Origin of the sequence: Mastigocoleus testarum BC008 (assembly GCF_001456025.1) — a bacterium.
Taxonomy (GTDB): Bacteria; Cyanobacteriota; Cyanobacteriia; order Cyanobacteriales; family Nostocaceae; genus Mastigocoleus; species Mastigocoleus testarum.
In genome coordinates, this window is sequence record NZ_LMTZ01000045.1 from 128,566 (window position 1) to 153,861 (window position 25,296).

The window sequence follows — 25,296 nt, forward strand, 5'->3', positions numbered from 1 at the left end:
CATATCAAAGAGATATTTCAAAGAGATATATCAAAAATATACTCCACGGAAAATTATCTGTTGACAAACTATCTCTAAGTTTGGAAGAGTATTAAACAAATGATACTTAAATTAATTATATTTTGACTTATTAGGATAGAGATTCTAATTATGATTGTACTCAAGGCTTAGCAAATAATATTTATAAATTTGAGTTGTACGAATATTCACTTTCATAAATATTAATTTTTATGTCATGATTTAGAATTGATTGCTAAATCACCTCAATAAAAGGGTGTTTATTTGCATTTTATTTAGTTTGTAATCTATGAGATATAATGTCTCTGCCATCATCGAAGGATATGCCCAAGGCTATTTCCTTATGGGTGATGATGATAATAACCTCGGATGGTATGGCAGTCGCGATCGCACTTTAATTCCTTTGGATGAACGTTTCCGTTATCCTAAATCTTTACGACGCATTATTAATCAAAATAAGTTTAGCGTTGCTATTAATCGCGATTTTCAATCTGTTGTTGATGGTTGTGCAGATCGAGATACTACCTGGATTTCCCCTGATTTAAAAGAAATCTATCAGGAATTACATTATAGTGGTTGGGCACATAGCTTTGAAACTTGGGAAGGGGATGAACTTGCAGGGGGAATTCTTGGAATTGTGATCGGCGGTGCTTTTATTGGCGAATCAATGTTTTACCGCATACCCGATGGTTCCAAAGTTGCGATGGTAAAACTAGTGGAAAAATTGCGAGAAAAGAGATTTATTATATTTGATGCTCAAATGATGAATCCCCACTTGGAAAGATTTGGGGCTTATGGTGTTGGCAATTTAGAATATCAAGATTTACTCACTAAAGCAGTAGCAATGACTGAATTAAATTTTGTTTAGTCTGAATAATTCTTTGTTTTATGTTCCCTGTTCCCAATTCATAATTATCTGTTTCCCGTTTCCTGTTCCCTGTTTAATGTTCCCTTTTCAATGCAAAACTCTATTACCATAGATGATATCCAAGCGGCAGCGAATCGCCTCAATAGTATTGCAAATCGTACTCCCGTTCTGACTTCCCGTACTATCAATAAACTCACAAAGAATCAAGTTTTTTTGAAATCAGAAAACTTTCAAAGAACTGGCTCTTTTAAATTTAGAGGAGCATTTAACGCACTGTCCCAATTATCAATAGAACAAAAAGAACAGGGGGTCATTACATTTTCATCAGGAAACCACGCTCAAGGGCTCGCTTTAGCCGGTAAATTGCTTGATATACCAACTACCATTGTTATGCCGGATGATGCTCCTGCAGTCAAACAAGCAGCAACTCGGGGTTATGGTGCAGAAATTGTTTTGTATAAACGTAAGGAAACAAGCAGAGAAAAATTAACTCAGGTTTTAGCAGAACAAAAAGGTTTGAAAATAATTCCACCTTTCGATCATCCTCATATAATCGCAGGACAAGGAACAACTGCATTGGAATTGATCGGGGAAGTGGGAGAACTCGATCTACTTTTGGTTTGTTGCGGTGGTGGTGGATTAATTTCTGGTTGTGCAATCGCAACAAAAGCACTTGCTCCAAATTGTAAAGTTATTGGGGTCGAGCCAGAAAAGGCTAATGATGCAACTCTTTCCTTCTACAGTAAAACTATACATGTCATAGAAAATCCCAATACTATTGCTGATGGTGCTCGCACTCATAGATTAGGCGAATTGACATTTCCTTTGATACTCCAACATGTAGATGAGATGGTGACGGTTTCAGAAGAAGCGATTATTCGTACCATGTTGTTTTTATGGGAACGCCTGAAGATAGTTGTGGAGCCAACGGGAACTTTAGCTGCTGCGGCTTTACTTGAAGGCGTTGTGAAAGCACCGGGAGCCAGAGTCGGAGTAGTTATTAGTGGTGGAAATGTGGATTTAAGGAAATTTTTTAGGGAATTTCAATAATTTGATTTTCCAAAACCAATGAAAGGACTTTTATTAGACGTTGGTTATTTTTTTCATTTAAAACAGCAACCCGAAAATAATTATCTCCCAGTTCGGGAAAACTCTTGCAGTTACGAATTAAAATGTGATGTTCCTTGAGTAAGCGTTCTTGAAGTTGGATAACGCTGTGCTGAGAACGCACCAGTAAGAAATTTGCAGAACCAGGTAAAGGTTCTAATCCAGGTAAACTGACTAGATCGCGAAACAATTGTTCGCGCGTCGGTGCAAGCCATTCCCAAGTTTGCCTTTGAAAATTCTTATCTTTCAAAGCTGCGATCGCTGCAGCTACAGCTAAAGAGTTGACAGACCAAGGATCACGCCATCTATCCCAACGACTCAAGTAATCGGGATGAGCAATCGCATATCCCAAGCGCAACCCTGCCATACTGTAAAACTTGGTTAGCGATCGCAAAATAACTAAATTTGGATATTTTTCCACCATTCCAATTAAGCTTTGCTCTTGGTCTGGCGGTAAAAAATCCATAAAAGCTTCATCAACTACAACTAAAGGTAATTTCTTCAGATAGGGCAGAATTGCTTGCCGCGACCACAACTTTCCGGTTGGATTATGGGGGTTATTAAGCAGCAAGCCATGCCTTGAAGATAAAGCAAAATCGTTAAGAGGAAGAGAAGACAAAGGTTGAGTAAAACTTACCTTTTCCATGTCTTCCCGATTTCCTTCTTCTTTAGCATGATTTTGTCTTGCCAAAGAAAAAGGAAACTCCAGTACTTTCGCATCATAAGCAGCTAATGCTCGATAATAATCGCCAAAGGCTGGAGTAATTAAAGCTGTTGCGGCAAATTTGGCAAATTCTCTACCAACATACGTAAGTAATTCTGCAGAACCGTTACCGGGCAAAATCCACTCAGGATCTAGTTGGTGATATTGACTCAGCGCCAGTCTGAGTTCTGTGTAATTAGGGTCTGGATAGTGCTTTATATAACCCATGTGAGACGAAATAGCAGTTAAACTGCTATGGGGAGGTCCCAATGGGCTAATACTGGCAGAAAAATCCAGAATTAAATCCTGTGGGCAGCCAGCGATAGCAGCTGCCCAAGCTAGATTACCCCCATGTCCTCTTTGCCGCACCAAAAAGTAGTTGCTCCCAACACTACTTATGATTTTGGGGGCGCAACTCTTTCTCTGAACATTTTTCCTGCGGAGAATGCGGGAACCTTAGTTGCAGGGATTTCCATTTTTTCGTTGGTTTTGGGGTTACGACCTTCACGAGCTTTACGTTCCCGTGACTCAAAAGAACCAAATCCAACTAGGGTTACCTTATCGCCAGAGGAAACAGCTTCAATAATTGTTTCTAATGCAGCGCTTAGGACTGCATCAGCTTGCTTTTTAGTTACGCTAGCCTTTTCAGATACAGCATCAACTAATTCACCTTTATTCATGTCAAACTCCTTGAAATTTACTTGAGATTATTTATTGACACACCCAGACGTATGTTTACCGAAATCTCTGTTTAGAGATTTACCAAAAAAACGTTTTTTGAGTATTTATGCCTAAAAGGGCTGTAACTCCTGTTGGCTGAACTTTTCAATGAATCATTCTAATGGGTACAAGCCAGAAGTGGATAGATGAAACCATTAATTTATATAGATTTCAGGATTCGTTATCATTTTCTGGCTTTTGTTTTCCTAAAAACCCACCTCCGAGTAGGGAAAAATACTTAGTAAAAACCCCTATCCCGAAAGGAATAGGGCAAACTAGGGGATAAAAAATCGAAATTTAATGGAATTGTAAAGAGGTGACAATTCTTTACAAAATATTTTTAACAATAGTCCAAGAAACGGTTTATTGCAACGCCTTTTCAGAAATTAATTAGAATTCAAGAGCCATGGTTCAGGGTTAAGAAGTAAGGAGTAAGGAGTAAGGAGTCAGGAGTCAGGAGTAAGGAGTCAGGAGTAAGGAGTCAGGAGTCAGGAGTCAGGAGTAAGAAGTCAGAAGTAAGGAGTCAGAAGTAAGGAGTCAGAAGTAAGGAGTCAGGAGTAAGGAGTCAGAAATCAACATTCAGGTTATGAACTAAGTTAGTACTATCCTCATGGAAGCCATAAATGGGGAATATAACAACATAAAGTACTTCTGTTATGAGATGAGCGAATGTTATGAGATGAGCGAAAAAATCTGTTCCCTGTTCTCTCCATTCAATCCAAAATATTCAAAAATGATACGTTTATAAACTTTTATTTCCTGCGAGGAATTTTTAAGCCCCGGCGTTCTAGCATTTGTCTCACTGAAGGACTAGGTTTGTAGTTATAGCCGAAAGATGAGTTTTGAGTGTCATCCATGACTTGAGGTGTTAGTAAAACGATTACTTCTTGGCGATCGCTTGTTTTATTTGTCCTTCTAAACAACGAACCCAATAGAGGGATATCACCCAAAATTGGTACTTTAGAAACGCTTGTACGGTCCCGATCTCGGATAATTCCACTTAGAATTAGGGTTTGACCATCTCGCAACCTAACTAAACCTGATTGAAGCGAGCGTTTAGAAACTAAAGTCACTAAACCTGCTCCCGTGTCAACTTCACGTACGGGTGCGCTCACATTAGGAGCAACCGAAAGAGACACAAAACCATTATCATCGATGCGTTCTATCTTGACACCCAGAGTTAAACCTACTTCCTCTTTAGTAACTTCTTGTGTTTCCCTCGACCCACCAGAAGTGTCAGTTATTGTTATATTTGTCTGTCCAACAACTTCCTCGGTTAGATTTACCTGCGCTTGCTGACCTTCCTGAACAATTAAGCTTGGGTCTGTCAAAATTTTGGCATTACCGCTTTGTACTTGGGCTTGTAAGCTTGCTAGGAATCGTTTGGGAAACCGGAATAACGACGGTAAGCCAAACTCAGCGTTAGCTCGACTTCCTTCAGCAAAATCAGCTGTTCGCTGTCCAGTGGTAGGATCGGTTGTGATGGTAATAGTATCTGGTGTCCCTGGAGTAAATCCAGAAATACCAGGTGCAGTTGGATCTCCGTTAGCACCAAGAGGAGTTCTTGGATTTAAGAAAGTTGCATCACCAGGAGTATTTTGTGTAAGAAAGCCATCATCTACAACTCTTAGACCTGTACCACCATTAGGAACAGTAAGTGTACTATTTGGGTCGAAAAATGGTTCTCCTGAAATTGGATTGGAGATGACTGGTTGGCTAGTTACACTATTAGCTGCTTCGGAACTGGTTGGAGGTCTCGAACCACCGAAATTAACCACAGCAGCACCACCATCATTGGAAAAGAAATTATTCCCTACACCAAAAGAAAAACTACTGTTAAAGTCTTTAATATTTGAAAGATTGACGTCAACAATCTTGACATTAACTACTACTTGACGACGACGTACATCAAGTTGAGTTAATTGCGTCATCGCCATTTCAATTAACCTTGGACTACCAATCAAAGTGACTGAGTTTGTGCGTTCGTCTCCTAGTGCTTGCAAGCCTCTAAGTATAGGGTTTGTATATTTTGAGTCATCAAGACTAAGGCGTTCTATTTTAGTTTCTGTGGTTGTCTGTGTTTGAGTAATAGGAGTTGCACCACTACCTACAGGTACAGCACTTACACTGGTAACTTGTCGTTCTCGACTTACCGCACTTTCTGCACCCATACCAACTAGAAAGTTTAATGCAACATCTACAGAAACTTGATTGAGTCTTATGTTGCGCATCACCACATCGCGGGTGGAATTAGGTAGATTTGGACCCACAAAAATTGTCCGACCGCTACGATTTGCTTCTAAACCACTTAAGCGCAGAACATAGTTGAAAACATCCTGCACGGGCTCATTTTCAATATCTAAAGAGATTGTTGGTCCTTCAGCATTGCTACTTTGTGTTTCTGAAGCATTTCCCTCCTTATCTCCAGCGGTGGTGTAAGCCAAATTCATTCCTGCTGCACGGGCTAGCAGTGACAATACTTCACGTACTGGAGCATCTCGTAATACCAAACGAGGAACCCGTTCCTGAGTACCCAGATCGATAACGGTGGGAGAAGCATCAATATTCGAAATAGCAATATCTCCAACAGGTGGAGCAACAGCCCTGGGAAGAAATGGTGGAGCCGGTGTAGAGGGCTGACCTGGACCCGCAGGTTGGGCTGGAGTGGTGTTGATATCTATTTGAGGCTTAGGAGCAGGAACTGTAGAAGGAGGAGCGGGAGGAGCAGGGGTATTATTTGCTATTGTGCTGGGGTTTGATGGAACAGATGCGGATGCAGGAGAAGCTCCAAAATTCAGAGTCACACCATCTTTTTTGCGCGCTATGGGTAGACTATTAGGAACATTTTCTGTACCGGTTACTAATATTCGAACACTGTTTGCATCTAGCTGATTAATCGTAACTAAAGCAATTCCTGGTGCAGGATTTTCCTGACTGAAGCTATCGCCTTCGGGTAACTTTAATTGAGTATTAATAACATCTGCAACTAAAACATTTCCTCTTTTAGTTGTAAATACCTGCGGACGCTTACTAGAGGATGTTTTTAACTTCAGGCTTATTCCGTTATCAACTGGCTTTAAATTCACTCCAGTAATTCGAGCAGTTTGTGCCCAAACAGGTTGAGCTACAAGAAGTATAGTTGCGGCAGTACCTAAAATAATATTGTTACCGTGAAGCTGTTTCACAGTCCATTCCTCACTAAAAAATAATAGGGTTAATCTGAATTTAAAAGTTTAAGTTGAAAAATTTGAATTTAGAATCTTGAATTTTAAATTTTGAATTTTAAATCTTGAATTTAGAATCTTGAATTTTAAGTTTAATTAAAAAAAAATTGAGTTGAAAATTTTAGATTTTTGTTCTGACTTTAACGTTTTGGGTTTACCTTTAATACAAATAAGAAGAAATAGTAAATAAATAAAAATAGAAATTGTAATTATTTAATCATTAGTCATGTCTAGGTTTGTAGTTGCGCTTTAGCGCACTTTCTTAGCACAACTGCAAACCAAAAATTTACCCACATATTACTTAACAAGGGTATTTGTATTTACTACTCTGCTTCTGCGGCTTTCGCTGCTGCAGCGATTTCTTCTGGGTTCATCGGCATTAAGGCTTCTAGTAAAAAAGAGGTTTTGATTGGTGCAGCACCCACCCTAGGTTTTACTTTTCCGTCCCTATCAACAGGATCGGATTCTAAAACTGATTTATATTCTTTAACAATTAGTAGCGGTTGTAAGCGCTCAATATTACGGATAATTGATTGAGTTTGCTCGTAAGTTCCTATTATTTCAATATTAGTAGTACTGCTTTTTAACTTACCGTCTACCTCTGCACCGAGAGAACCATCAGTTATTGGTTGAAGTTGATTTTCACCAGGCGCGAACTTTTGAAGTTTTGCATTTATTGCATTGGTCGGTAATTGAGTATTTCCTGCTTCCACCAATCGGTTTAAGTCTATAAGTAAAGTGTCAAGGGTTTTCTCATTTGCAAATACCGATAAAACCTGAATCTGCTGTTGCTTAGTTTTTGCTAATTCTTCTTTAACTTCATCAATTTTATCGATACTGGCTTTTTTATTCTCAATCTGTGTTTTTAGTTCGCTCTTTTGTGTTTGCTTTTCTTGAAATGTTTCCCAAGTTGGCATTAACAGGTTCATAAGCATATAAGCCGCTCCCGCTAATCCTAAAAAGCCAATCAGGATACCGCTAACTTTTGGCGTTAGGGTCACCCCAAATACGACGGGATAATTAGAAGAATCATCCTCAAATCCTCCGCCTTGCTCTTCAATAAAATTAAAATCTTCACTCAGTGTCATTTTTGCAGAATTCCTGTTCCTTGCAGACTACGTATTCTGGCTACTAGCCCAACTGTCCCTTTTTGTTCCAATTCACGTATCAATTCCGAAGCTGGAACATCACTTAAACTGGATTGAATTTCGTATCTAACTACCTTCGGTAATTTAATTAGTTCGCTATTCTCAGCTTGACTAACTTCCGGAGGAATAGGAGCATCGACTAATTCAGCACTCAAAATTCTGCTTTCTGAAGGTTTAAATAAGCGAGACTGTTGTAAGCTCAGTAAAAAATCATTAACGTCATTAAACGATCGAGCATATCCACTTAACTTGACGGCTCCAGCTGAATTAGGTTTATTTCCATCAGTTTCTGCTGGTGGTGTTTGCTCAATATTTTCCAGCTGTACCCTTCCCGGAATGCGATCGCGTAAATCTTGTAACATTGCAGACCAAGGGCGGATCTGATCGAATACCGTTACTAGGGCTTGATTTTCTCCCTTAATCTTGTCAGTCTCCGCTTTGATTTTATTAATGTCTCCTATTTCTGTTTCTAGCTGTTGATTCTCTACTTCTAGCTCAGCAATTTCTGATTCTAGGGTGTTATTTTGAGTACTTAAGATATACCAAGCACCACCAACAAACACAGGAAGACATATTGCAACCGCGAGTCCAACAAACAACGGTATTAACTCTCCACCTGAAGTAGTATTTTTAATGCTACTTTCAGATTTCTTCTGGTGGGATGGACGGTCTTGAAGAAAGTTGATATCTAGGCTGTACATTGTGCTATGTCATACCCCCTGATAGTGGCAAAGCTTTCGATAAATATTTTCGGTAAATATTCAGTTATGAGTCCAGTAAAAAGTTAAGCAACAATTTGAACCTCTTAAACTTCACGCATCCCTAAACCTAGTACAACCCCCAAGCCGGGACGTTGTACCGCACTGTATTCGGATTCATCTAGCTCTATTGATAGTGATTCTACGGGATCGATTTGAACTGTCGGTAAACTTAAACGCTGTGTAAAAAATTCATCTAACTGTTTCAACCCGCCTCCTGGTCCAGCTAAAATTAGTTGTGCAACCTCTAAATTTTCACTTTGATTGAGGTAGAAGTCGATGGAACGACGAAGTTCGTCGGTGATTTCTCCCAATACCCTGATTACAGCTGCCATACCGGGGTTTACTTCAGTTTGACCTGTTTTTCCTGCTTCCATTGCTGTGGTGGGAACAGTCATACTTTCAAGTAATTCCATATCTCGGGATGTAGGCAAACTCATAGCCCTTGATAAAGCTAATTGGAGTTGAAATGTACCAATTGGTACAGTTCTTGAAAACTGGGGTACTCCGTTCACCACGATCGCGATTTCGGTGCTATCAAATTCGATATCCACTAATACCACGGCTTCTTCTCGGTCAAATTGCCGTAATTGGTCCCTTATGGTTCGAATTAAAGCAAAGCTATTGATTTCAAGGATATCGACTTGCAAGCCGGCTTGTTCAAATGTATTGACATAGGTATCGGTAATTTCTTTACGAGTAGCAACTAGAAGTACCTGTACTTTTTCAATTCCATCTTCATCAACAAAATATCCAAGCTTCTGATAGTCAACATCAGCTTCTTCACGGGGATATGGCAAATACAAACTAGCCTCATGATTGAGCACCATCTCTCGTAGTTCTTTATCATCCAACTCTGCTGGTACAGGTATTAATCGGATGATAGAGTCTCTCCCAGATACAGCAGTCGCAACACGGGAAGCTTTAACTTTGCTTTGAATCAATGCCTCCTGAATAATTTGTGCCATAGTCGGAGGATCGATGATTTGCCCTTCTGTAAATACGTCTTCTGGTACGTTTATAGATGTCAAAGCTTCTACTTTCAAACCTTGACGCTGTTTGCGTAACTGAACCAGATTTACTCTTTGAGGAGCAAGTTCGATTCCGACACCTTGATTAGATTTACTAAAGAAACTATTTAAACTTTTAATCACGGCTTTGTCCGCAGGACTTCTAAAAAAGAAAATGTAAATCGGATGAAAATGAGATGAGAATATAAATGATATTTAGAGGTCAAATCAATCTCTAGTGACAATCATAGATAAGTTGTGAAGAAGTTGTAACAAAAACTAAATTCAACCTTAAATAGTAAACAGTTCGGCTTACAAATTATTAAAATATACAAACAGAACAATTAATTACTTGATACCTCGAAAATGTTCAAAATCACTAACTAGGTATAATTGGGGCGAAAAATCTGCCTTGTCAAGAAAAAAAATATGGCTAGCTCAGACAGCTAAAAAATAATTAGTATTTTGTACTTATTTAGGGTTGATTATTTTTTCAAATTTAATTATGACTAGAAACAAATCATCTGTAAAAAATTCAAATCAAGATAACAAATCCTATTGAGACACAATAAAATTACAGCCAAATTGACAGAAAAACTACAAGATAATATTTAATTCAATGACTCAATCTTTTTCAAGAGAATTTCAAAAGCAAATTATTGCTAATTTATTACGAGGATTTTTTGTTTGAATGTAGATATAAGATGACAGAAATATAGACACTCCTCCTACTCATATATTTGTAGATTGGACCAGCTTAATATTTTACAGGCAAGTATTTACTGCAAATTAACGAACCGGTTAATTATTTATAACATCGATTCATTAAAACAGACAGTTATTAATAAAGTACCCAGTACTTATACGGAATTAACATGATTGGCTAAAATTTTTAAATTTAAAATTTGTAAATTCTTCAAAAGTACCTTTATTTAAGTTTCTTAAGGGTTGCTTTAGTATTTTTGTTGATAGTGAAAAAATAGTTAAAAGCGTTTGCATTAGATATTACCCAACGTACTTACCCTGAAGGGTAAAAATATATTAGCCACAAGTTGATAAACGATCGGATTTACCTACTTTAGTTGAGGAGATAAGTCATGAGAATACAGCAGCTTGCAAACCATTTTGTGAAGCAAATATTTAAGCTCACTATTGCTTCATCCTTGTTGATTCCCTTAGTTGTTACCGCTAATAGTAAAGAAGCGTGCGCTTGCTCCTGTCTCCCTCCTGGTCCTCCAAAATCTGAGTTAGATCGTTCTGAAGCTGTTTTTGCGGGAAAAGTCATGAGAATTAGGCGTAAAAACTCAGAGGTTAGGGTCAAATTTAAGGTTATGACATCTTGGAAAGGTGAAGTAAATAAGAAGCAAGTAATTACTACCCAAATTAATAGTGCTGCATGTGGATACTCCTTTGAGCGAGGTCAACAATATCTCGTTTATGCATCAAAGTTCGACAATAAGTTATTAAGTACGAATATATGTAGTCGAACAAAGCTACTCGCTAATGCAGAAGAAGATTTATCGGAACTCGGTGAAGGTTCTCCTGTTAAAGGAAAATTGAGAAAAACAGAAACAGGAGATGATTAAACTTTCGCTGTTAATACCAGTTTTAAAAAATACTGCTACAGATCAATTCTTTGAATCTTTTCCTATTCCCTGTTATAAACGAATCGTAGCCGTATTAAAGGAAATTGGTATTAATTACTTCGATTGGCGAAAAAATATCCCACTAAATATAGCGAACCACACAGAACTACTAAATCTTGACTTTGATCGCTTTTACTGAAAGCTGTGTCTAAAGCTGAAAATAAATCTGTATGAACATTACAGAATTTCAATCGCGGACAAACTTCTGCAGCTAGTTTTGCTAAATTCTCAGGTTGGGCTGAACTATGGTCTGCAACTGGAAGTAGATACAGTTTATCTTCAGGTCGGAGTAGTGCTTGAAAAACTTGGGTATGGTCTTTAGTAGAAAGCATTCCCATCACCCAAAAAATAGATTTAACCCCAAGTGTATCAACATAATCTCGTAAAGCTTTAGCTGAAGCTGGGTTATGAGCACCATCAACTAATAATCTTCGATCTGTAAATTCTCTATCTTTCCAAGTTGTCCATTGCATTCGTCCCAACCATTTAGTTTTTTCCATCCCAGCAATAATTGCTGATTCAGAAATCAACCAACCCTGGTTTTGCAATATTTCTACCGCAGCTAGGACTAAGCTAGAATTTGCTAATTGAATTGCTCCATGTAAAGACAAAGGATATTGAAGAGATTGATAATTTTTGATATCTTTTTCTTTACTTTGCGAATAACGATATTCTGCCAGGGTTGGACTAAATTGACGAGCAATGTGAGGGGAAATAATTGGACATTCCAACTCTTTAGCGCGCGTTCGCACTACTGTTTCAGCATCTGCTGGTAATGGTCCCATAACAACGGGGCATTTATATTTGAGGATACCAGCTTTTTCTCTCGCAATATCACTAATTGTTGGACCGAGTACCTGCACGTGGTCGAAACTAATAGAAGTAATAATTGTCACCAAGGGTTCTTCGCATACGTTAGTTGCATCTAAACGTCCCCCCAAACCAACTTCCACAACAGCAACATCAACTTGTTTCTTGGCAAAATATAACCAAGCAGCAGCAGTTAAAACTTCGAATTGAGTTGGTGAAGAGGTATCTGAATTGTTCGCCTCGCGCGTTGTGATCGCAGTTTTAACTTCTAGTAATACTTGCTGTAGTTCCTCAGAACTAATGGGTTGCTCATTGAAACAAATTCGTTCCGTCCAATCAATTAAGTGAGGAGAGGTATAACGACCAGTACGATAACCTGCAGCAGTGAGAATAGAAGATAAATAAGCGCATACCGAACCTTTACCATTAGTACCAGCAACATGAATTACTGGAACAGATTTGTGAGGATTTCCAAGATTTTTTAAGAGCTGCAGAATTCTCTCAAGTCCAAGATTAACGCCAAAATGCTTAAAAGGTGTCAGCAAAGAATCAATATCCACAAAAACCGTTTTTTATTTTTAAGTTTATTTTTTTATTTATATATAACAAAACAGTGAATTATACCAATTCAATAAATCATTGCAACAGATTACTCCGTAGAGACGCGTTAGCGCTTAGCGATAGCGTACCGTAGGTATAGCATGACCGTTAGGTCATCATGTCGCGTCTCTACAAAAATTTATTTGTCTCATTATTTTTCCAAATTGGTATTACGTCTAATCCATTACCAATTACCAATTACCAATTACCAATTACCAATTACCCAAACCCCGATAAAAATAAAATCGACTGTTCTTTAAATAGAGATACAGTCGATAACAACCCAAGCGGGTTCAAGCTTGTTTTTTAAAAAATGAATTTAAGCTTCTCTATTTAAAAAAGTTTGAATTTGTACAAGTGCAGCTTTACCAATATTAAAAACTGCCCAGCCAGCGGCAATCACAATTGGTGCTAAAACCACCGCTACGCGAAAATCAAGATCCATATCTATTACTTCCTCTTATTAAGCGACATTCAAGTATTGCGATCGAGCCTCATCTTATTGTTAGCCTAACTGAGTACTTTTTCCATAGCAAAATGTTAAGAATATTTACAATACCCAATATGATTTTATAACAAAAGGATCCAGTTATACATCATTAATCGCTTTGATCCTCCCTGTTCGCTAATTCTTAATCCCCAGTCGCCAGTCCCTAATCCCCATTCTTTATAAAACCAAGGTCAGTACCTTTACCAGCATGTACTAAAGCTAGTTTTTGATATTTTTCTGCATGCTCAATTAATTCAGCCGCTTCAGTAGAAGAAATTTGTCGTACAACTTTTCCAGGGATGCCAACAACTAATGAGTGAGGTGGTACATTTTTTGTTACTACAGCACCTGCACCAATAATGCTACCAGTACCTACTCGTACTCCATCAAGAACTATAGCTCCAATCCCTATCAGGCTACCGCGTTCGATGTGAGCGGAGTGTATGACAGCGCGATGTCCAACAGTGACGTAATCTTCTAAGATAGTTGGTTTTCCAGGATCTCCATGTAATATCGCACCATCTTGAATATTAGTAAATTCACCAACTTCAATGATTTCAACATCCCCTCGGATCGTTGCTCCATACCAAATGCTAGCCCCGAATGCAATTTTCACTGAACCAACAACAACTGCGTTTTTAGCGACGAAGGTTGCTTGAGAAATGTCAGGAGAAAACCAGTAGGAAGGAAGAGACACGATAGAATAGAATTAAGGTACTCAGAAATACTGAAAGAATTCCAACCATATAAGGCTGGTAGACTTTAAAAGGGTATCATAGCGTTATATTTGAATCCAATTTAAATCTCGAAATAGTGATTCTAAAATTAATGATTTTAAATTAATGATTTTAAAATAATGATTCTAAAATTAGTGATTTTAAAAATAGTCATTAACTAAGTATCTCTCCGAACCAAATAAGAGTATCATTTTAAACCGAGATTCTATATAAGTAATGAATATATTTTTACCCACTTCACAATGAAACCAGGTTTACAGTATCCAATATTCGGCCCCGAAATAAAGTGTCCCCACTGCCATCAAACCATCCCGGCATTGACACTTACTGATACTTATTTATGTCCTCGTCATGGAGCTTTTGAAGCAAACCCAGAAACCAAAGAATTAATTCATTTGCAGTCAGGTCGTCACTGGCGAAGATGGAATTCCAAATGGTTTAGACAACATACCCATCCTGATGGTATTAGGTTTGAAATCCATGAAGCACTAGACAAACTTTATACTCAGGGCTATAGAGCAACTAAAGTAATTATTGCTACTCGATATCAAGAACTCATGAGTGGCTATTTGGAGCGCAGTAGCCCCTGGCGTTCTGGACAGTCGGAGATAGCTTCAGGGCGACTTTATGGTTTACCAGTTGATTTTAGCCCTGACCCCCAAGAAGAACCACGTTGGAATGTGATCAATTTTGACTTGGAAAAAGAGCCGGGTGTACCAGTACGTTACCCTTACTTCAAGTTGTTTGATTAGCTTTAATGGGGAATGGGGGTAATGGGTTAAGATAGTTACTTTCAGTGTAGAAATGCATCACGCTTCTATTAGGACGGCTAATATTCATCGGGCGATCGCCTTTTACGAACAATTGGGGTTTGAAGTCTGCGAACGCTTCAGTACGGGCTATACCCTTGCTTGTTGGCTTGAAGGACTTGACAGCAGACTAGAGCTAATTGAAATTCCCAATCCCAAACCAGCAGCAGATGCATTTGGAGATGAACATTATGTAGGCTACTATCACTTATCTTTCGATCTTACTCAAAGTACTCCCGACCTACCTAGCTGGTTGACTGATTTAAAAAAACGTTTTGTGGTGGGTGTAGAACAGGATTCTCAATTATTAAAACCCTTGGTTGTACTTTTAGAACCAACACAACAGCAAATTGGTAGTTGTATTTACGAAGTAACTTTTATTGCTGATGCTGACGGGTTACCATTGGAATTCATCAGACTACTGAAGAAAATGACTTAAAAATGAGACAGCACGTCTAAATTTCGATGTATACGAATATTGATTTATGTTTATTTGACCTGTACTGAATTATGATTTCCATAATTACTGCCAGTATCTTTTTAGCATTATTGAAGTGATATATTTACAGAGATATTAACTACTATTCAAGAGTATTAATTTTGTGGCGAAGTTCAATAAGTTTCTGTGCGGAATTTATCGTTCTAAATTTGTAATTTTTCCCGTACCATGATGGTTATATTATTTTTTGTGATTTAACAACTCATGACTAATTGCCAAGTCAATTAAATGTTATAGAATAGATTTTCCGAGATTGAATATTTCAGAGCTAAATATTCAAAAATATCAAAGTATTACAGTTTCAAAAAACTTCATTATTATTATCAGTGACAGAAAAGGTCAAAAAAACAGTATTAGATAATGGTCTTACTGTTCTAACAAAAGAAGTACATACTGCACCAGTCGTAACTGTGCAGATTTGGTACAAAGTCGGTTCCCGTAATGAAGAACCTGGCGTAAGTGGAATCACGCATCAGTTAGAACATATGATGTTTAAAGGCACTAAAAATCGTCCAATTCAGTTTGGAAAATTGTTTAGTGCTTTAGGTAGTGACTCGAACGCATTCACTAGTTACGACCTAACGGCGTACTACAGTACAGCAGAACGGGATAAGTTGGAAGCCCTGTTAATTCTGGAAGCAGATAGAATGCAAAATGCTCTAATGAGTGAAGAATCTCTAGCTAGTGAAAAAAAAGTTGTTATTTCTGAGTTACAAGGCTATGAAAACGATCCAGAGTATCGTCTTGAGCGTTCAGTAATGCAGCAAGCGTTTCCCAATCATCCCTATGGCTTACCCGTGGGTGGTACGGAAGCAGACGTAGAAAAATTCACTATTGAACAAATAGAAGATTATTATCACCAATACTATAGTCCTAATAATGCAGTTTTGGTCATAGCTGGAGATTTTGATACTCCTGAAGTTCTTGGTCGCGTGAAGGAAATCTACAGCAAAATTCCTCAGCATGTAAATCAAGATTATTTAGATCTTGAATTTGAAAACCAAGAAAATTCTACAAGTAATTCTAAGACTTTCATTTCTGAAAATAGTGGAGTACCACCAAAGAAAATTCTACTGCGCGAACCTGGAGCAACTGGACTATTAAAAGTTGTTTATCCTTTAGTAGATATTAATCATCCAGACGTTCCAGTTTTAGATGTTTTAGATTATATTTTGACTGAGGGTCGAAACTCACGCTTAGAGCAAAGATTAATCGAAACTGGGATTGCTACAGACTTAGAAAGTACCGTAGTGAATTTAATTGATACAGGTTGGTATGAATTATTAATAACAGCAGATCCCGAACAAGATTTGAGTAAAATCGATTTCTTATTAACTGATACAATCGCTAAATTATCAGAGCGAGAGGCAACGCCACAAGAGCTAAAACGAGCAAAAGCACAATTAGAAGCAGCAATAATTTTAGATAACCGTGATATCACTTCCCAAGCAATGCAGCTAGCCAACGATGAGATAGTCGCTGGCGATTATAATTATATGGATTATTATCTGGAAGCAATTAAGCGAGTAAGTGCTACTGACGTACAGCTAGTAGCACAAAAATACTTCCAGCAAACACAAAGAACTGTAGGTTTTTTTGAACCAACTCAAACACTGTTACAAAATAGAAGCACAGGGAAATATAATACTCATAAATCAACAAAACTGACGGAGCAATTTTCTCATCAAAAAGTCGTAGAATTTGCAGATGTCGTCAAGTATTTACCTCCATTAAATGGTATAAATATTTCTCTAGCTAGTCAGTTACCAGAAGAATTTACCTTAAGAAATGGTTTGAAAGTCTTGCTTTTGGCTGATAATAGTACCCCAACCATTACCCTTGCAGGATATATCAAAGCTGGTTCAGAATTCGACCCAGAGAATATGTCAGGTTTAGCATCCTTAGTCGCAGAAAATTTAGTCAATGGGACAAAAACAAAAGATGCTTTAACCATTGCTAAAATACTGGATGATAATGGCGCTAGTCTTGATTTTCAAGCTTTCCGTGAAGGTGTGCAAATTCAAGGTGATAGCTTAGCCAATGACTCAGATGTATTACTAAGAACCCTAGGGGATATACTTCAAAATCCAATTTTTCCCCAAAAAGAATTGCAACTCAGCTTTCAACAAGCCTTGGTTGGTTTAAAACAAGAAAGTGACGAACCAACCGAAGTAGCAAAGAAAACTTTTGTTCAATCCATTTACCCTAAGGAACATCCGCTACATGCTTTCCCAACTGTAGAAAGTTTGCAGCAAATTCAACAAAAAGATGTAATTGAATTTAAGCAAAAATACTATCGTCCAGACCGAACAATATTGGTGATGGTGGGAAACTTTGTTCCAGAAGAAATGCGATCGCTAATTGTTACTGAACTTGGTGATTGGGAAACCGAAGGTGAGGCTCCAATTGTAGAGTATCCAGATATTTCAGCGCCACAAAAAATTATTAATTTAAATCCTGTAGTTCCTGGTAAAACCCAATCCATTACATACATTGGTAATACAACTATCAAGCGTCAAGACCCTCAATATTACGCCGCGATAGTTTTGAACCAGATTTTAGGGGGTGATACCCTATCGAGTCGTTTAGGTACAGAAATTCGCGATCGCCAAGGTTTAACTTATGGAATTTATAGCAGCTTTTTGGCGAGGAAAAACTTTGGGACTTTTTTGATCGAAATGCAAACTAATCCAGAAAACGCTAAAGATGCGATCGCCAAAACTCTCCAAGTTTTAGAAGAAGTTCACCAAAAAGGAGTAACACAAAAAGAGCTAGAAACAGCAAAACGTAATTCGATCGGTAATTATAATGTTTCCCTAGCTAACCCAGAAGAATTAGCCCATAGAATACTCAAAAATGAAATTTATGATTTAGACAAAGAAGAACTGCGCACCTACATCGAAAAAATTAATGCTGTTAATCTCACTGAAGTAAATCAGGCAGCACGAAACTTAATTCAGCCAGATAAAATTGTTATAGTCACTGCTGGTCCCGAAATCATTGAAGATTGATTTCCTAACCTCTAGCTGCACTAATTTGCAAAATCGCTAACATTACCCACTGCATACTAGAATCATTTATCACCAGTGTTCTGGCAAAATTCATTTCACCATGGCAAAATTAGGGCATTAGCACTTGGTATTACAGCTTCAAGCAAATCATAAAATAAGTTAACTTAAATATAGATATTGTTGCTTCATTCTTCGCAGAAGAATTACTGAAAAACCTAGCTGCAAAGCGTAATTAATTATTAGTTTCCCCATGAACATTCTTAGCAACCTGCTTTCTCAACCAACTCAAGATAGCCGTCCCAAGCGCCAACGTCGAGGAATAGAAATTAAATCGCCACGAGAAATTGAAATTATGCGACAGTCCGCGAAAATTGTCGCAACTGTACTTAAAGAGATTTCTGAGTTGGTAAAGCCAGGAATGACAACCGCTGATTTGGATGCTCATGCGGAAAAACGTATCCGGGAAATGGGTGCTACACCCAGTTTCAAAGGTTATCATGGATTCCCCGCTTCCATTTGTTCCAGTATCAATAATGAAGTCGTACATGGTATTCCCAGCGCCAAAAAAGTAATTCGCTCCGGGGATGTTTTAAAAGTTGATACAGGTGCTTTTTTCCAAGGCTTTCATGGCGATTCCTGTATCACCATTGCTGTTGAAGAAGTAACTCCAGATGCAGCAAAATTGATTCGGGTTGCTGAAGAAGCCCTTTATAAAGGTATTGAGCAAGTTAAAGCTGGAAATTATTTAATGGATATTGCTGGTGCAATTGAAGATCATGTCAAAGCTAATGGCTTTGCAGTAGTAGAAGATTTTACTGGACATGGTGTAGGTAGAAATTTGCACGAAGAACCTTCAGTGTTTAATTTCCGCACTCGCGAAATGCCTAATGTTAAGTTGCGTGCAGGAATGACACTAGCCATCGAACCAATCGTTAATGCTGGTTCAAAACATACACGTACGTTATCTGACCGGTGGACAGCAGTTACTGTGGATAAATCTCTTTCGGCACAGTTTGAACATACTATTTTGGTGACACAAACTGGCTATGAAATTTTGACAGACAGAACAAAAATTTAAACTTAAAGAAATTTACTCAAAATTAATTAATTTTTGCCAGGTGAGCACTGTTGCTCGCCTTATTTATTTTTGCTGGTATTCCAGTCCGCCACATTATAAGAATATGTACTATATGTAACCCTAGGCACATTTATTTAAATCAAGCTAAAATTGCGGCTGAATATGATTAATAAATTCTAAACACAACCAAGTTTTGTCTTTCGGTTGTAGAATATTGTGCATCTACAAGTACTAATACACTTATATGTTAATTGATTTTTCTTTTTTAGAAAAAATCGAAATAGTTGCAAATAGTTGCAAATAAGATTCCCCCTCTAGAATACTGATTCAGTAATACCAAAACTCTGCTTAGGTGAAGGAGTACAGGAAGAGTCGGAAAAGGTGGAAGAAAAAGAGTTTAAAAAGTTTATACTTACTTATTCTCCCCACATCCCCTCACATTTTCCTCTCCCACTCAATTGATGATTGTTCTTGAGTACTGAGTTTATGTTCTAGATGGTTGGGGCTTTTTGTTTCTTAAGGGTAATTTAGTCAATGAATCTAGTTGATTTAGTTTTTACTCCAGCATTGGAGTTAGCAAAATTAATCCATTCTGGAGAAATTTCGCCACTGGAATTAACGGAAATATATTTAGAACGTATCCAGCTTTTAAATCCGAAATTAGGGAGTTATGTAACAGTAATGGCTGAACAAGCAATTGAAACAGCCAAAATCAAAACCGATTTATTAGGGAATAAAAAAGATTTACCCCTATTATTTGGTCTACCTATTCCCATCAAAGACCTGAATCCTCTTGCAGGTGTTTCCTGTAGTTTCGGTAATGCAGTGTTACAAAAAAATAATATTCCCACATATGATGATGCTGTCATCCTGAAAATTAAGCAAGCTGGAATGATTCCCATCGGGAAAACTGCAACCTCAGAGTTAGGTTCCTTCCCTTACACTGAATCAAAAGGTTTTCCTCCAGCAAGAAATCCATGGAATTTAGAATATACTCCTGGTGGTTCTAGTGGAGGTGCAGCAGCAGCAGTAGCAGCAGGATTAGCTCCTTTCGCTCATGGTTCTGATGGTGGTGGTTCGATACGGGGACCAGCAGCTTGTTGTGGAATAGTAGGAATTAAACCTTCACGGGGTCGCATATCTAATGGTCCAGGAGGCGATCGCTTTTGTGGTGTTGCAACAAATGGACCTTTAGCAAGAACTGTCGCTGATGCGGCTGCGCTGTTAGACGTAATGTCCGGATATGTAAATGGCGATCCGTATTGGTTACCCGAACCAGAGTTATCATTTTTAGCAGCAACTCAGGTACAACCTGTTCAACTCAAAATTGCTTTTGCGACAAATATACCTCCCTTTGGCAAAGTTGATGCTAATTGTGAGCTAGGGGTTTTACAAACAGTTAAATTTTTAGAAGAACTAGGTCATATAGTAGAAGAAAAATGTCCTGATTTCAGCGATCTAGTTCAACCCTTTCAAATTATTTGGCAAAGTGGAACTGCTGCTTCGGATATTCCCGTAGAAATTTTACAACCGATGAATCAGTGGTTGTTTCAGCAAAATTATTCTGCAACTGAATATCTTAACGCAGTATTCCAGATGCAAATTGCTGCACGTAAAATAATTAGCTTTTTCAATACAGTAGATGTTTTAGTATTACCAGTTTATAGACATTCTCCCATTCGTGTGGGCGAGTGGTCTAATTTAAGTCCAGAAGAAACATTTGAGAAAATTGTTAATTGGGTCGCTCCCTGTCCTCCAGCGAATGCTACGGGTCAACCCGCGATCGCACTTCCTGTCGGTCTTGACAATAATGGTTTACCTATCGGAGTTCAATTAGTAGGAAAACCTGCTGCAGAAAGTACTTTGATTGCTCTTGCAACACAACTTGAAATGGTTAACCCTTGGCTCAAACGCCGCCCAAAGCTATATGCAAGTGATAGCCAATCGATCATCGTGAAGTGATTAATATTGCAAACAATTATCCAGCATACAAGTAAACAGGCAGACTTTTTGTCTGCCTAATGTTGTTATGAGGAAAATTATGGAAAGCGATTGTCTAAATGGATGTGCTTGGTGGCTCTTCCTTCAACATTCGCCCCTTTAAATTAGCATTTATCTGAAAAATATCTTGTTTCTCTTGATACCAAGTTTATATATAAATATAGTCAGAAGTACGATTAAACTCAGAAATACGATTTAACAAGAAGTATTTGATTGATGTCTCCGTTCCTTAAGGTTTAATTATCAGAAAATAAAAATTCTAAACTTTATTCTCCACAATAATTTTAATAAAAATCTAATCATGTATCAAATAGTAAAAGTTAATTTCAAACAATAATTATAAATTACTATTAATGATAAAATTTGATACACCACAATTATATCAATTCTTATTTCTAAAGAAGTCAACTGTAAGAATAAATTATTGCTTTGGGCATCATCAATCACTCATTAAGACTTGTTATTCTTTGAAGTAATTGACAAAAAAAATCATTAACCAAATAAAGTAATTACTAGTCTTACTTTTCTTGTAATCTTCTGAAAATACTTGATCGCATAAATAATATTTCTTTTGTTCTTGGAATAAAAAATTGCCAAGAATTCTATCCTTGGCACTGATAGTAACTGTGCAAAATACTAATTATTAAAAATAAAAAATACTTTATGAATTACGATAATCGCCCTACAGTTCAAAAAATTTTAATAATTACTCTGATACTCAACTTAATTGTGATGTTCTTAAAGTTCGGAGTTGGTCTAATAACTGGCTCTCTGAGCTTAATTGCTGATGCATTGCATAGTGTCACAGATAGTGCCAACAATATTTTAGGGCTAGTTGCCAGTTATTTCTCTTCACCTTTACCAGATCGCAAATATCCCTACGGACATCAGAAATTCGAAGCATTAGGTGCATTAGGGATAGCTGGTTTTCTAGGAATAGTTTGTTTTGAAATTATTCAAGGTGCAATTGAAAGAATTATTCATGGTAGTCAGCCGGTCAATATATCACCAGCACAATTATGGATTCTACTAATTGTATTAGGGATTAATATTTTTGTGGCATTTTACGAACGCAGCGTTGGTAAACGAGTTGGTAGTCCAATTTTAATTGCAGATGCCAAGCATACAATGAGTGATATTTGGGTAACAATTACAGTTATTGCTGGTTTGATTGGTGTTTGGCTTGGTTATCAATGGTTAGATATCGTTTTAGCTTTCCCTGTCGCAATATTAGTTTTTTGCAGTGCTTGGTCAGTTTTAAAAGATAATTTACCTTGGTTGGTAGATGAGATGGCGATCGCACCAGAAGATATTTACGCCATAGCCATTTCCGTTGCTGGAGTTATCAATTGTCATGACATTGCTTCTCGTGGAGTGGTTGGTCGTCAAATCTTTATTGAAATGCATTTAATTGTGGATGCTCCCGATGTAGAGACCGCACATCGCATAACAGAAGAAGTTGAATCTCGTTTGGAAGAACGTTTTCGACCAGTACGAATTTTGATTCATGTTGAACCACCAACCTATAAAACTGACCATATAACTTTTGGTGATTCCTGATTCGATAATTCCTATTTGATGATTTCTGATTTGGCGGTTTTGACAATGTGAGCAATTATTCTTACATCAATGTTGAGTCTTTTCAAGCATTACGTGCAATCTCTGATGGAAAGATTTATTCTTTGTAATTAAAATCGAATCACACTCACAAAGTACACTTAAAATTATATCTTGCATCATATTTACTAAGAATAAAAAAATCTAAGAATAAAAACTCTATTCTTCTGTTATCAGCTTAAAACTGGTAATAAGAGATCTAGAGGTTTGGCTCTTAGTTCTTGTAAGTAATGCAATATATCAGCTTGCTACGGTTTTTATTTGTTTGAACCACACATCTGCAAACTACAACTTTCGTAGAGATGAATCAATAATTCGACTCTACGGAAGAATTTACTGATTCGAGCTAGATAAGGAGAAATACCTATTAATCAATAGGTTGTTGGGAATAATTGGGAAATCAGAATCAAATTACATTCTGTATTTTTAATTCTGACTTCCGAACTTAAAGAAGATATTTGTTACATTTGAGCGATCAACTCTATTCCCATTCAATAGTTCCAGGTGGTTTAGAAGTAATATCAAAAACTACACGATTAACACCCTTCACTTCGTTAACAATTCGATTGGAAATAACTTCTAAAACATCGTAAGGTACCCGCGCCCAATCAGCAGTCATACCATCTTCACTTGTAATAATCCGTAAGACAATAGGGAAAGCATAAGTACGCTTGTCGCCCATGACACCAACACTGCGAATTGGTAATAACACAGCAAATGCTTGCCAGTATTCGTTATACAGACCTCTTCGGTTAATTTCTTGACGCACAATTAAATCCGCATCTCTTAAAATATTTAACCGTTCGGCTGTGACTTCGCCAATAATGCGAATCGATAAACCCGGACCAGGGAAAGGATGACGTTGAACTATCTCCTCTGGTAGACCAATAGAACGTCCAACTTTACGAACTTCATCTTTAAAAAGTTTGCGCAGTGGTTCGACTAATTTGAACCTCAGGTCTTTGGGTAATCCCCCCACATTATGGTGACTCTTAATTTTAACTGCGACACGCTCTCCAGTTCCGGGATCCATGTTTGTGTCAGCAGATTCAATTACATCTGGATACAAAGTTCCTTGTGCGAGATAATCAAAAGGTCCCAATTCTTTGGAACTTTCTTCAAAAACACGGATAAACTCGTGTCCAACAATCCGACGTTTTTCTTCGGGATCTGTGACTCCATTCAAAGCAGATAAAAAGCGTTCGCGGGCATTTACATACTCTACGGGAATGTGAAACTGCTCTTGAAATAGCTTAACCAAACGCTCTGGTTCGTACTTACGCATAAAACCTTGATCGATAAAAACGCAAGTTAACCGATCCCCAATCGCTCGATGCATCAAAAATGCCAGTGTAGAAGAATCAACTCCTCCAGATAAGGCTAGTAATACCCGTTTGTGACCAACTTTGGCACGAATTTCACGAATAGCTTCCTCAACAAAAGCCTCGGTAGTCCAAGTTGGTTTGCAATTGCATATTTGAAAGACAAAGTTTGAAATTAAAGCTGAACCACCAATGGAATGTACTACCTCCGGATGAAATTGAACTCCATAAAGCTTTCTTTCATGATCTGCAATTGCTGCACAGGGAGTATTCTCTGTATGAGCTAACAAATCAAATCCAGGTGGCATTTTCTGTACGGAGTCTCCATGACTCATCCACATAGTTGTGCCATCCTCCACATTGGTAAGCAAATCTGTGGGGTCATCTATATGTAAAGATGCTTTACCATATTCAGCCAAATCGGCTGTTGTAACCTCTCCCCCCAGTTGCTTCACCATCAGCTGCATTCCATAGCAGACTCCCAAAATAGGTATACCCAAACTCCAAATTTCTGGGTCACATTTAGGAGCATTTTTGTCATAAACCGAATTAGGACCACCAGAAAACACAATCCCTTTGGGATTTAATTTGCGCAGTTGTGCTGCAGTTGTTCGATAAGAAAGAACTTCTGAATAAACTTGAGTTTCTCTGAATCTCCTGGCTATAAGTTCTGAATACTGAGAGCCGAAGTCGAGAATCACAATCATTTGACGATTTACCTGTCCCAAAGATTTTTCTTCTTGAGACATCACTTCTGTTGGTAGAGTCACCGCTGTAGTCATGATCGGGAGAGTGTGAGTTGAATTGAATGACAAAAATAGTGGCTATTCGGTTTAGTTGAATACCATTTTTCGCTCTTTTCGCGTTGCTAATGGTATTAAATCGTTGTCAATGGTATTAGATACCATGCAGACACATGCTCACATGCGTCTGTTCTTACCCAGATACGTATAAATGGTATTAAGAAGAAAAACTTAGTCTGGTGTGGTTACCGAAAAACTATTAATTGGTTTTCACTGTTTGTGATTATTCATATAAAGTTAACATAATTTTGTCGGTCACACGCAATTTGTTTGAGTTCTCACAATATCTTGACAAAGGTATTAAAACAAGTAATAGC

19 protein-coding genes are annotated in these 25,296 nt (G+C 37.7%); 9 read left to right on the forward strand and 10 right to left on the reverse strand.

Features of this window, described 5'->3' with window-relative positions; translation table 11 throughout:
• The first annotated feature begins 307 nt into the window (after positions 1-307).
• Both aat and BC008_RS08880 read left to right on the forward strand, forming a co-directional pair.
• Positions 308-886, forward strand: coding sequence for a leucyl/phenylalanyl-tRNA--protein transferase (aat, locus tag BC008_RS08875; protein WP_027846534.1), 579 nt, complete (start codon positions 308-310; stop codon positions 884-886).
• 90 nt (positions 887-976) lie between these two features.
• Positions 977-1,936 carry a threo-3-hydroxy-L-aspartate ammonia-lyase gene (locus BC008_RS08880; RefSeq protein WP_036268569.1) on the forward strand — a complete coding sequence of 320 codons (960 nt, stop codon included), beginning with the start codon at positions 977-979 and terminating at the stop codon, positions 1,934-1,936.
• Here the strand turns inward: BC008_RS08880 and cobD are convergent.
• The 6 genes from cobD to pilM form a co-directional block, all read right to left on the reverse strand.
• Positions 1,920-3,065, reverse strand: coding sequence for a threonine-phosphate decarboxylase CobD (gene cobD / locus BC008_RS08885; RefSeq protein WP_027846536.1), 1,146 nt, complete (start codon positions 3,063-3,065; stop codon positions 1,920-1,922). The genes BC008_RS08880 and cobD overlap by 17 nt on opposite strands.
• Positions 3,066-3,091: 26 nt before the next feature.
• Positions 3,092-3,376: an HU family DNA-binding protein gene (locus tag BC008_RS08890; protein ID WP_027846537.1), complete on the reverse strand. Its 285-nt coding sequence runs from the start codon at positions 3,374-3,376 to the stop codon at positions 3,092-3,094.
• Between the two features lie 792 nt (positions 3,377-4,168).
• Positions 4,169-6,601 (reverse strand): type IV pilus secretin family protein, encoded by a 2,433-nt coding sequence (locus BC008_RS08895; protein ID WP_027845781.1) that lies wholly within the window; start codon positions 6,599-6,601, stop codon positions 4,169-4,171.
• A gap of 362 nt (positions 6,602-6,963) precedes the next feature.
• The gene (locus tag BC008_RS08900) at positions 6,964-7,728 is read right to left on the reverse strand and encodes a hypothetical protein (protein WP_027845782.1); all 765 of its coding nucleotides are present in this window, start codon (positions 7,726-7,728) and stop codon (positions 6,964-6,966) included.
• A complete protein-coding gene (locus BC008_RS08905) occupies positions 7,725-8,489 on the reverse strand; it encodes a PilN domain-containing protein (protein ID WP_027845783.1) in 765 nt (254 codons plus the stop codon). The genes BC008_RS08900 and BC008_RS08905 overlap by 4 nt, the downstream gene beginning before the upstream one ends.
• Before the next feature lie 104 nt (positions 8,490-8,593).
• On the reverse strand, positions 8,594-9,700 hold the full coding sequence (gene pilM / locus BC008_RS08910; protein WP_027845784.1) for a type IV pilus assembly protein PilM: 1,107 nt from the start codon (positions 9,698-9,700) through the stop codon (positions 8,594-8,596).
• A 953-nt stretch (positions 9,701-10,653) separates the two neighbouring features.
• Between pilM and BC008_RS08915 the strand changes: the two genes are divergently transcribed.
• A complete protein-coding gene (locus BC008_RS08915) occupies positions 10,654-11,142 on the forward strand; it encodes a hypothetical protein (RefSeq protein ID WP_058183440.1) in 489 nt (162 codons plus the stop codon).
• A 110-nt stretch (positions 11,143-11,252) separates the two neighbouring features.
• Here BC008_RS08915 and BC008_RS08920 read toward each other — a convergent pair whose 3' ends face one another.
• The 3 genes from BC008_RS08920 to BC008_RS08935 all read right to left on the reverse strand — a co-directional run bounded on the left by BC008_RS08920 (position 11,253) and on the right by BC008_RS08935 (position 13,799).
• Complete coding sequence (locus BC008_RS08920; protein ID WP_027845785.1) at positions 11,253-12,572, reverse strand: bifunctional folylpolyglutamate synthase/dihydrofolate synthase; 1,320 nt, start codon at positions 12,570-12,572, stop codon at positions 11,253-11,255.
• 359 nt (positions 12,573-12,931) lie between these two features.
• The gene (locus BC008_RS08930) at positions 12,932-13,057 is read right to left on the reverse strand and encodes a photosystem II protein Y (protein ID WP_027842249.1); all 126 of its coding nucleotides are present in this window, start codon (positions 13,055-13,057) and stop codon (positions 12,932-12,934) included.
• 208 nt (positions 13,058-13,265) lie between these two features.
• Entirely contained in the window at positions 13,266-13,799 is a 534-nt protein-coding gene (locus BC008_RS08935; protein ID WP_027842248.1) for a gamma carbonic anhydrase family protein, read from the reverse strand.
• Between the two features lie 282 nt (positions 13,800-14,081).
• Here BC008_RS08935 and BC008_RS08940 point away from each other — a divergent pair, with 282 nt between their 5' ends.
• From BC008_RS08940 to BC008_RS08965, 6 genes are all read left to right on the forward strand, one after another.
• On the forward strand, positions 14,082-14,591 hold the full coding sequence (locus tag BC008_RS08940) for a TIGR02652 family protein (RefSeq protein ID WP_058183442.1): 510 nt from the start codon (positions 14,082-14,084) through the stop codon (positions 14,589-14,591).
• Between the two features lie 52 nt (positions 14,592-14,643).
• Complete coding sequence (locus tag BC008_RS08945) at positions 14,644-15,087, forward strand: VOC family protein (RefSeq protein WP_027842247.1); 444 nt, start codon at positions 14,644-14,646, stop codon at positions 15,085-15,087.
• 386 nt (positions 15,088-15,473) lie between these two features.
• The gene (locus tag BC008_RS08950) at positions 15,474-18,158 is read left to right on the forward strand and encodes a M16 family metallopeptidase (protein WP_058183443.1); all 2,685 of its coding nucleotides are present in this window, start codon (positions 15,474-15,476) and stop codon (positions 18,156-18,158) included.
• A 250-nt stretch (positions 18,159-18,408) separates the two neighbouring features.
• Positions 18,409-19,236 (forward strand): type I methionyl aminopeptidase, encoded by an 828-nt coding sequence (gene map, locus BC008_RS08955; RefSeq protein ID WP_027842246.1) that lies wholly within the window; start codon positions 18,409-18,411, stop codon positions 19,234-19,236.
• Between the two features lie 534 nt (positions 19,237-19,770).
• Positions 19,771-21,198 (forward strand): amidase, encoded by a 1,428-nt coding sequence (locus tag BC008_RS08960; protein ID WP_027842245.1) that lies wholly within the window; start codon positions 19,771-19,773, stop codon positions 21,196-21,198.
• 702 nt (positions 21,199-21,900) lie between these two features.
• Positions 21,901-22,797, forward strand: coding sequence for a cation diffusion facilitator family transporter (locus BC008_RS08965; protein WP_027842244.1), 897 nt, complete (start codon positions 21,901-21,903; stop codon positions 22,795-22,797).
• A 538-nt stretch (positions 22,798-23,335) separates the two neighbouring features.
• On the opposite strand, the gene guaA is transcribed toward BC008_RS08965, so the two are convergent.
• Positions 23,336-24,958, reverse strand: coding sequence for a glutamine-hydrolyzing GMP synthase (gene guaA, locus BC008_RS08970; protein WP_027842243.1), 1,623 nt, complete (start codon positions 24,956-24,958; stop codon positions 23,336-23,338).
• Positions 24,959-25,296 lie beyond the last annotated feature (338 nt).

What these genes read in the sequence shown, in the direction of transcription:
- BC008_RS08930 (WP_027842249.1), bottom strand. Translation starts at nt 13,057, where the DNA reads ATGGATCTTGATTTTCGCGTAGCGGTGGTTTTAGCACCAATTGTGATT.
- BC008_RS08940 (WP_058183442.1), top strand. Translation starts at nt 14,082, where the DNA reads ATGAAACCAGGTTTACAGTATCCAATATTCGGCCCCGAAATAAAGTGT.
- BC008_RS08945 (WP_027842247.1), top strand. Translation starts at nt 14,644, where the DNA reads ATGCATCACGCTTCTATTAGGACGGCTAATATTCATCGGGCGATCGCC.
- BC008_RS08880 (WP_036268569.1), top strand. Translation starts at nt 977, where the DNA reads ATGCAAAACTCTATTACCATAGATGATATCCAAGCGGCAGCGAATCGC.
- aat (WP_027846534.1), top strand. Translation starts at nt 308, where the DNA reads ATGAGATATAATGTCTCTGCCATCATCGAAGGATATGCCCAAGGCTAT.
- BC008_RS08915 (WP_058183440.1), top strand. Translation starts at nt 10,654, where the DNA reads ATGAGAATACAGCAGCTTGCAAACCATTTTGTGAAGCAAATATTTAAG.
- map (WP_027842246.1), top strand. Translation starts at nt 18,409, where the DNA reads ATGAACATTCTTAGCAACCTGCTTTCTCAACCAACTCAAGATAGCCGT.
- guaA (WP_027842243.1), bottom strand. Translation starts at nt 24,958, where the DNA reads ATGACTACAGCGGTGACTCTACCAACAGAAGTGATGTCTCAAGAAGAA.
- BC008_RS08900 (WP_027845782.1), bottom strand. Translation starts at nt 7,728, where the DNA reads ATGACACTGAGTGAAGATTTTAATTTTATTGAAGAGCAAGGCGGAGGA.
- BC008_RS08905 (WP_027845783.1), bottom strand. Translation starts at nt 8,489, where the DNA reads ATGTACAGCCTAGATATCAACTTTCTTCAAGACCGTCCATCCCACCAG.
- BC008_RS08965 (WP_027842244.1), top strand. Translation starts at nt 21,901, where the DNA reads ATGAATTACGATAATCGCCCTACAGTTCAAAAAATTTTAATAATTACT.
- BC008_RS08890 (WP_027846537.1), bottom strand. Translation starts at nt 3,376, where the DNA reads ATGAATAAAGGTGAATTAGTTGATGCTGTATCTGAAAAGGCTAGCGTA.
- BC008_RS08960 (WP_027842245.1), top strand. Translation starts at nt 19,771, where the DNA reads ATGAATCTAGTTGATTTAGTTTTTACTCCAGCATTGGAGTTAGCAAAA.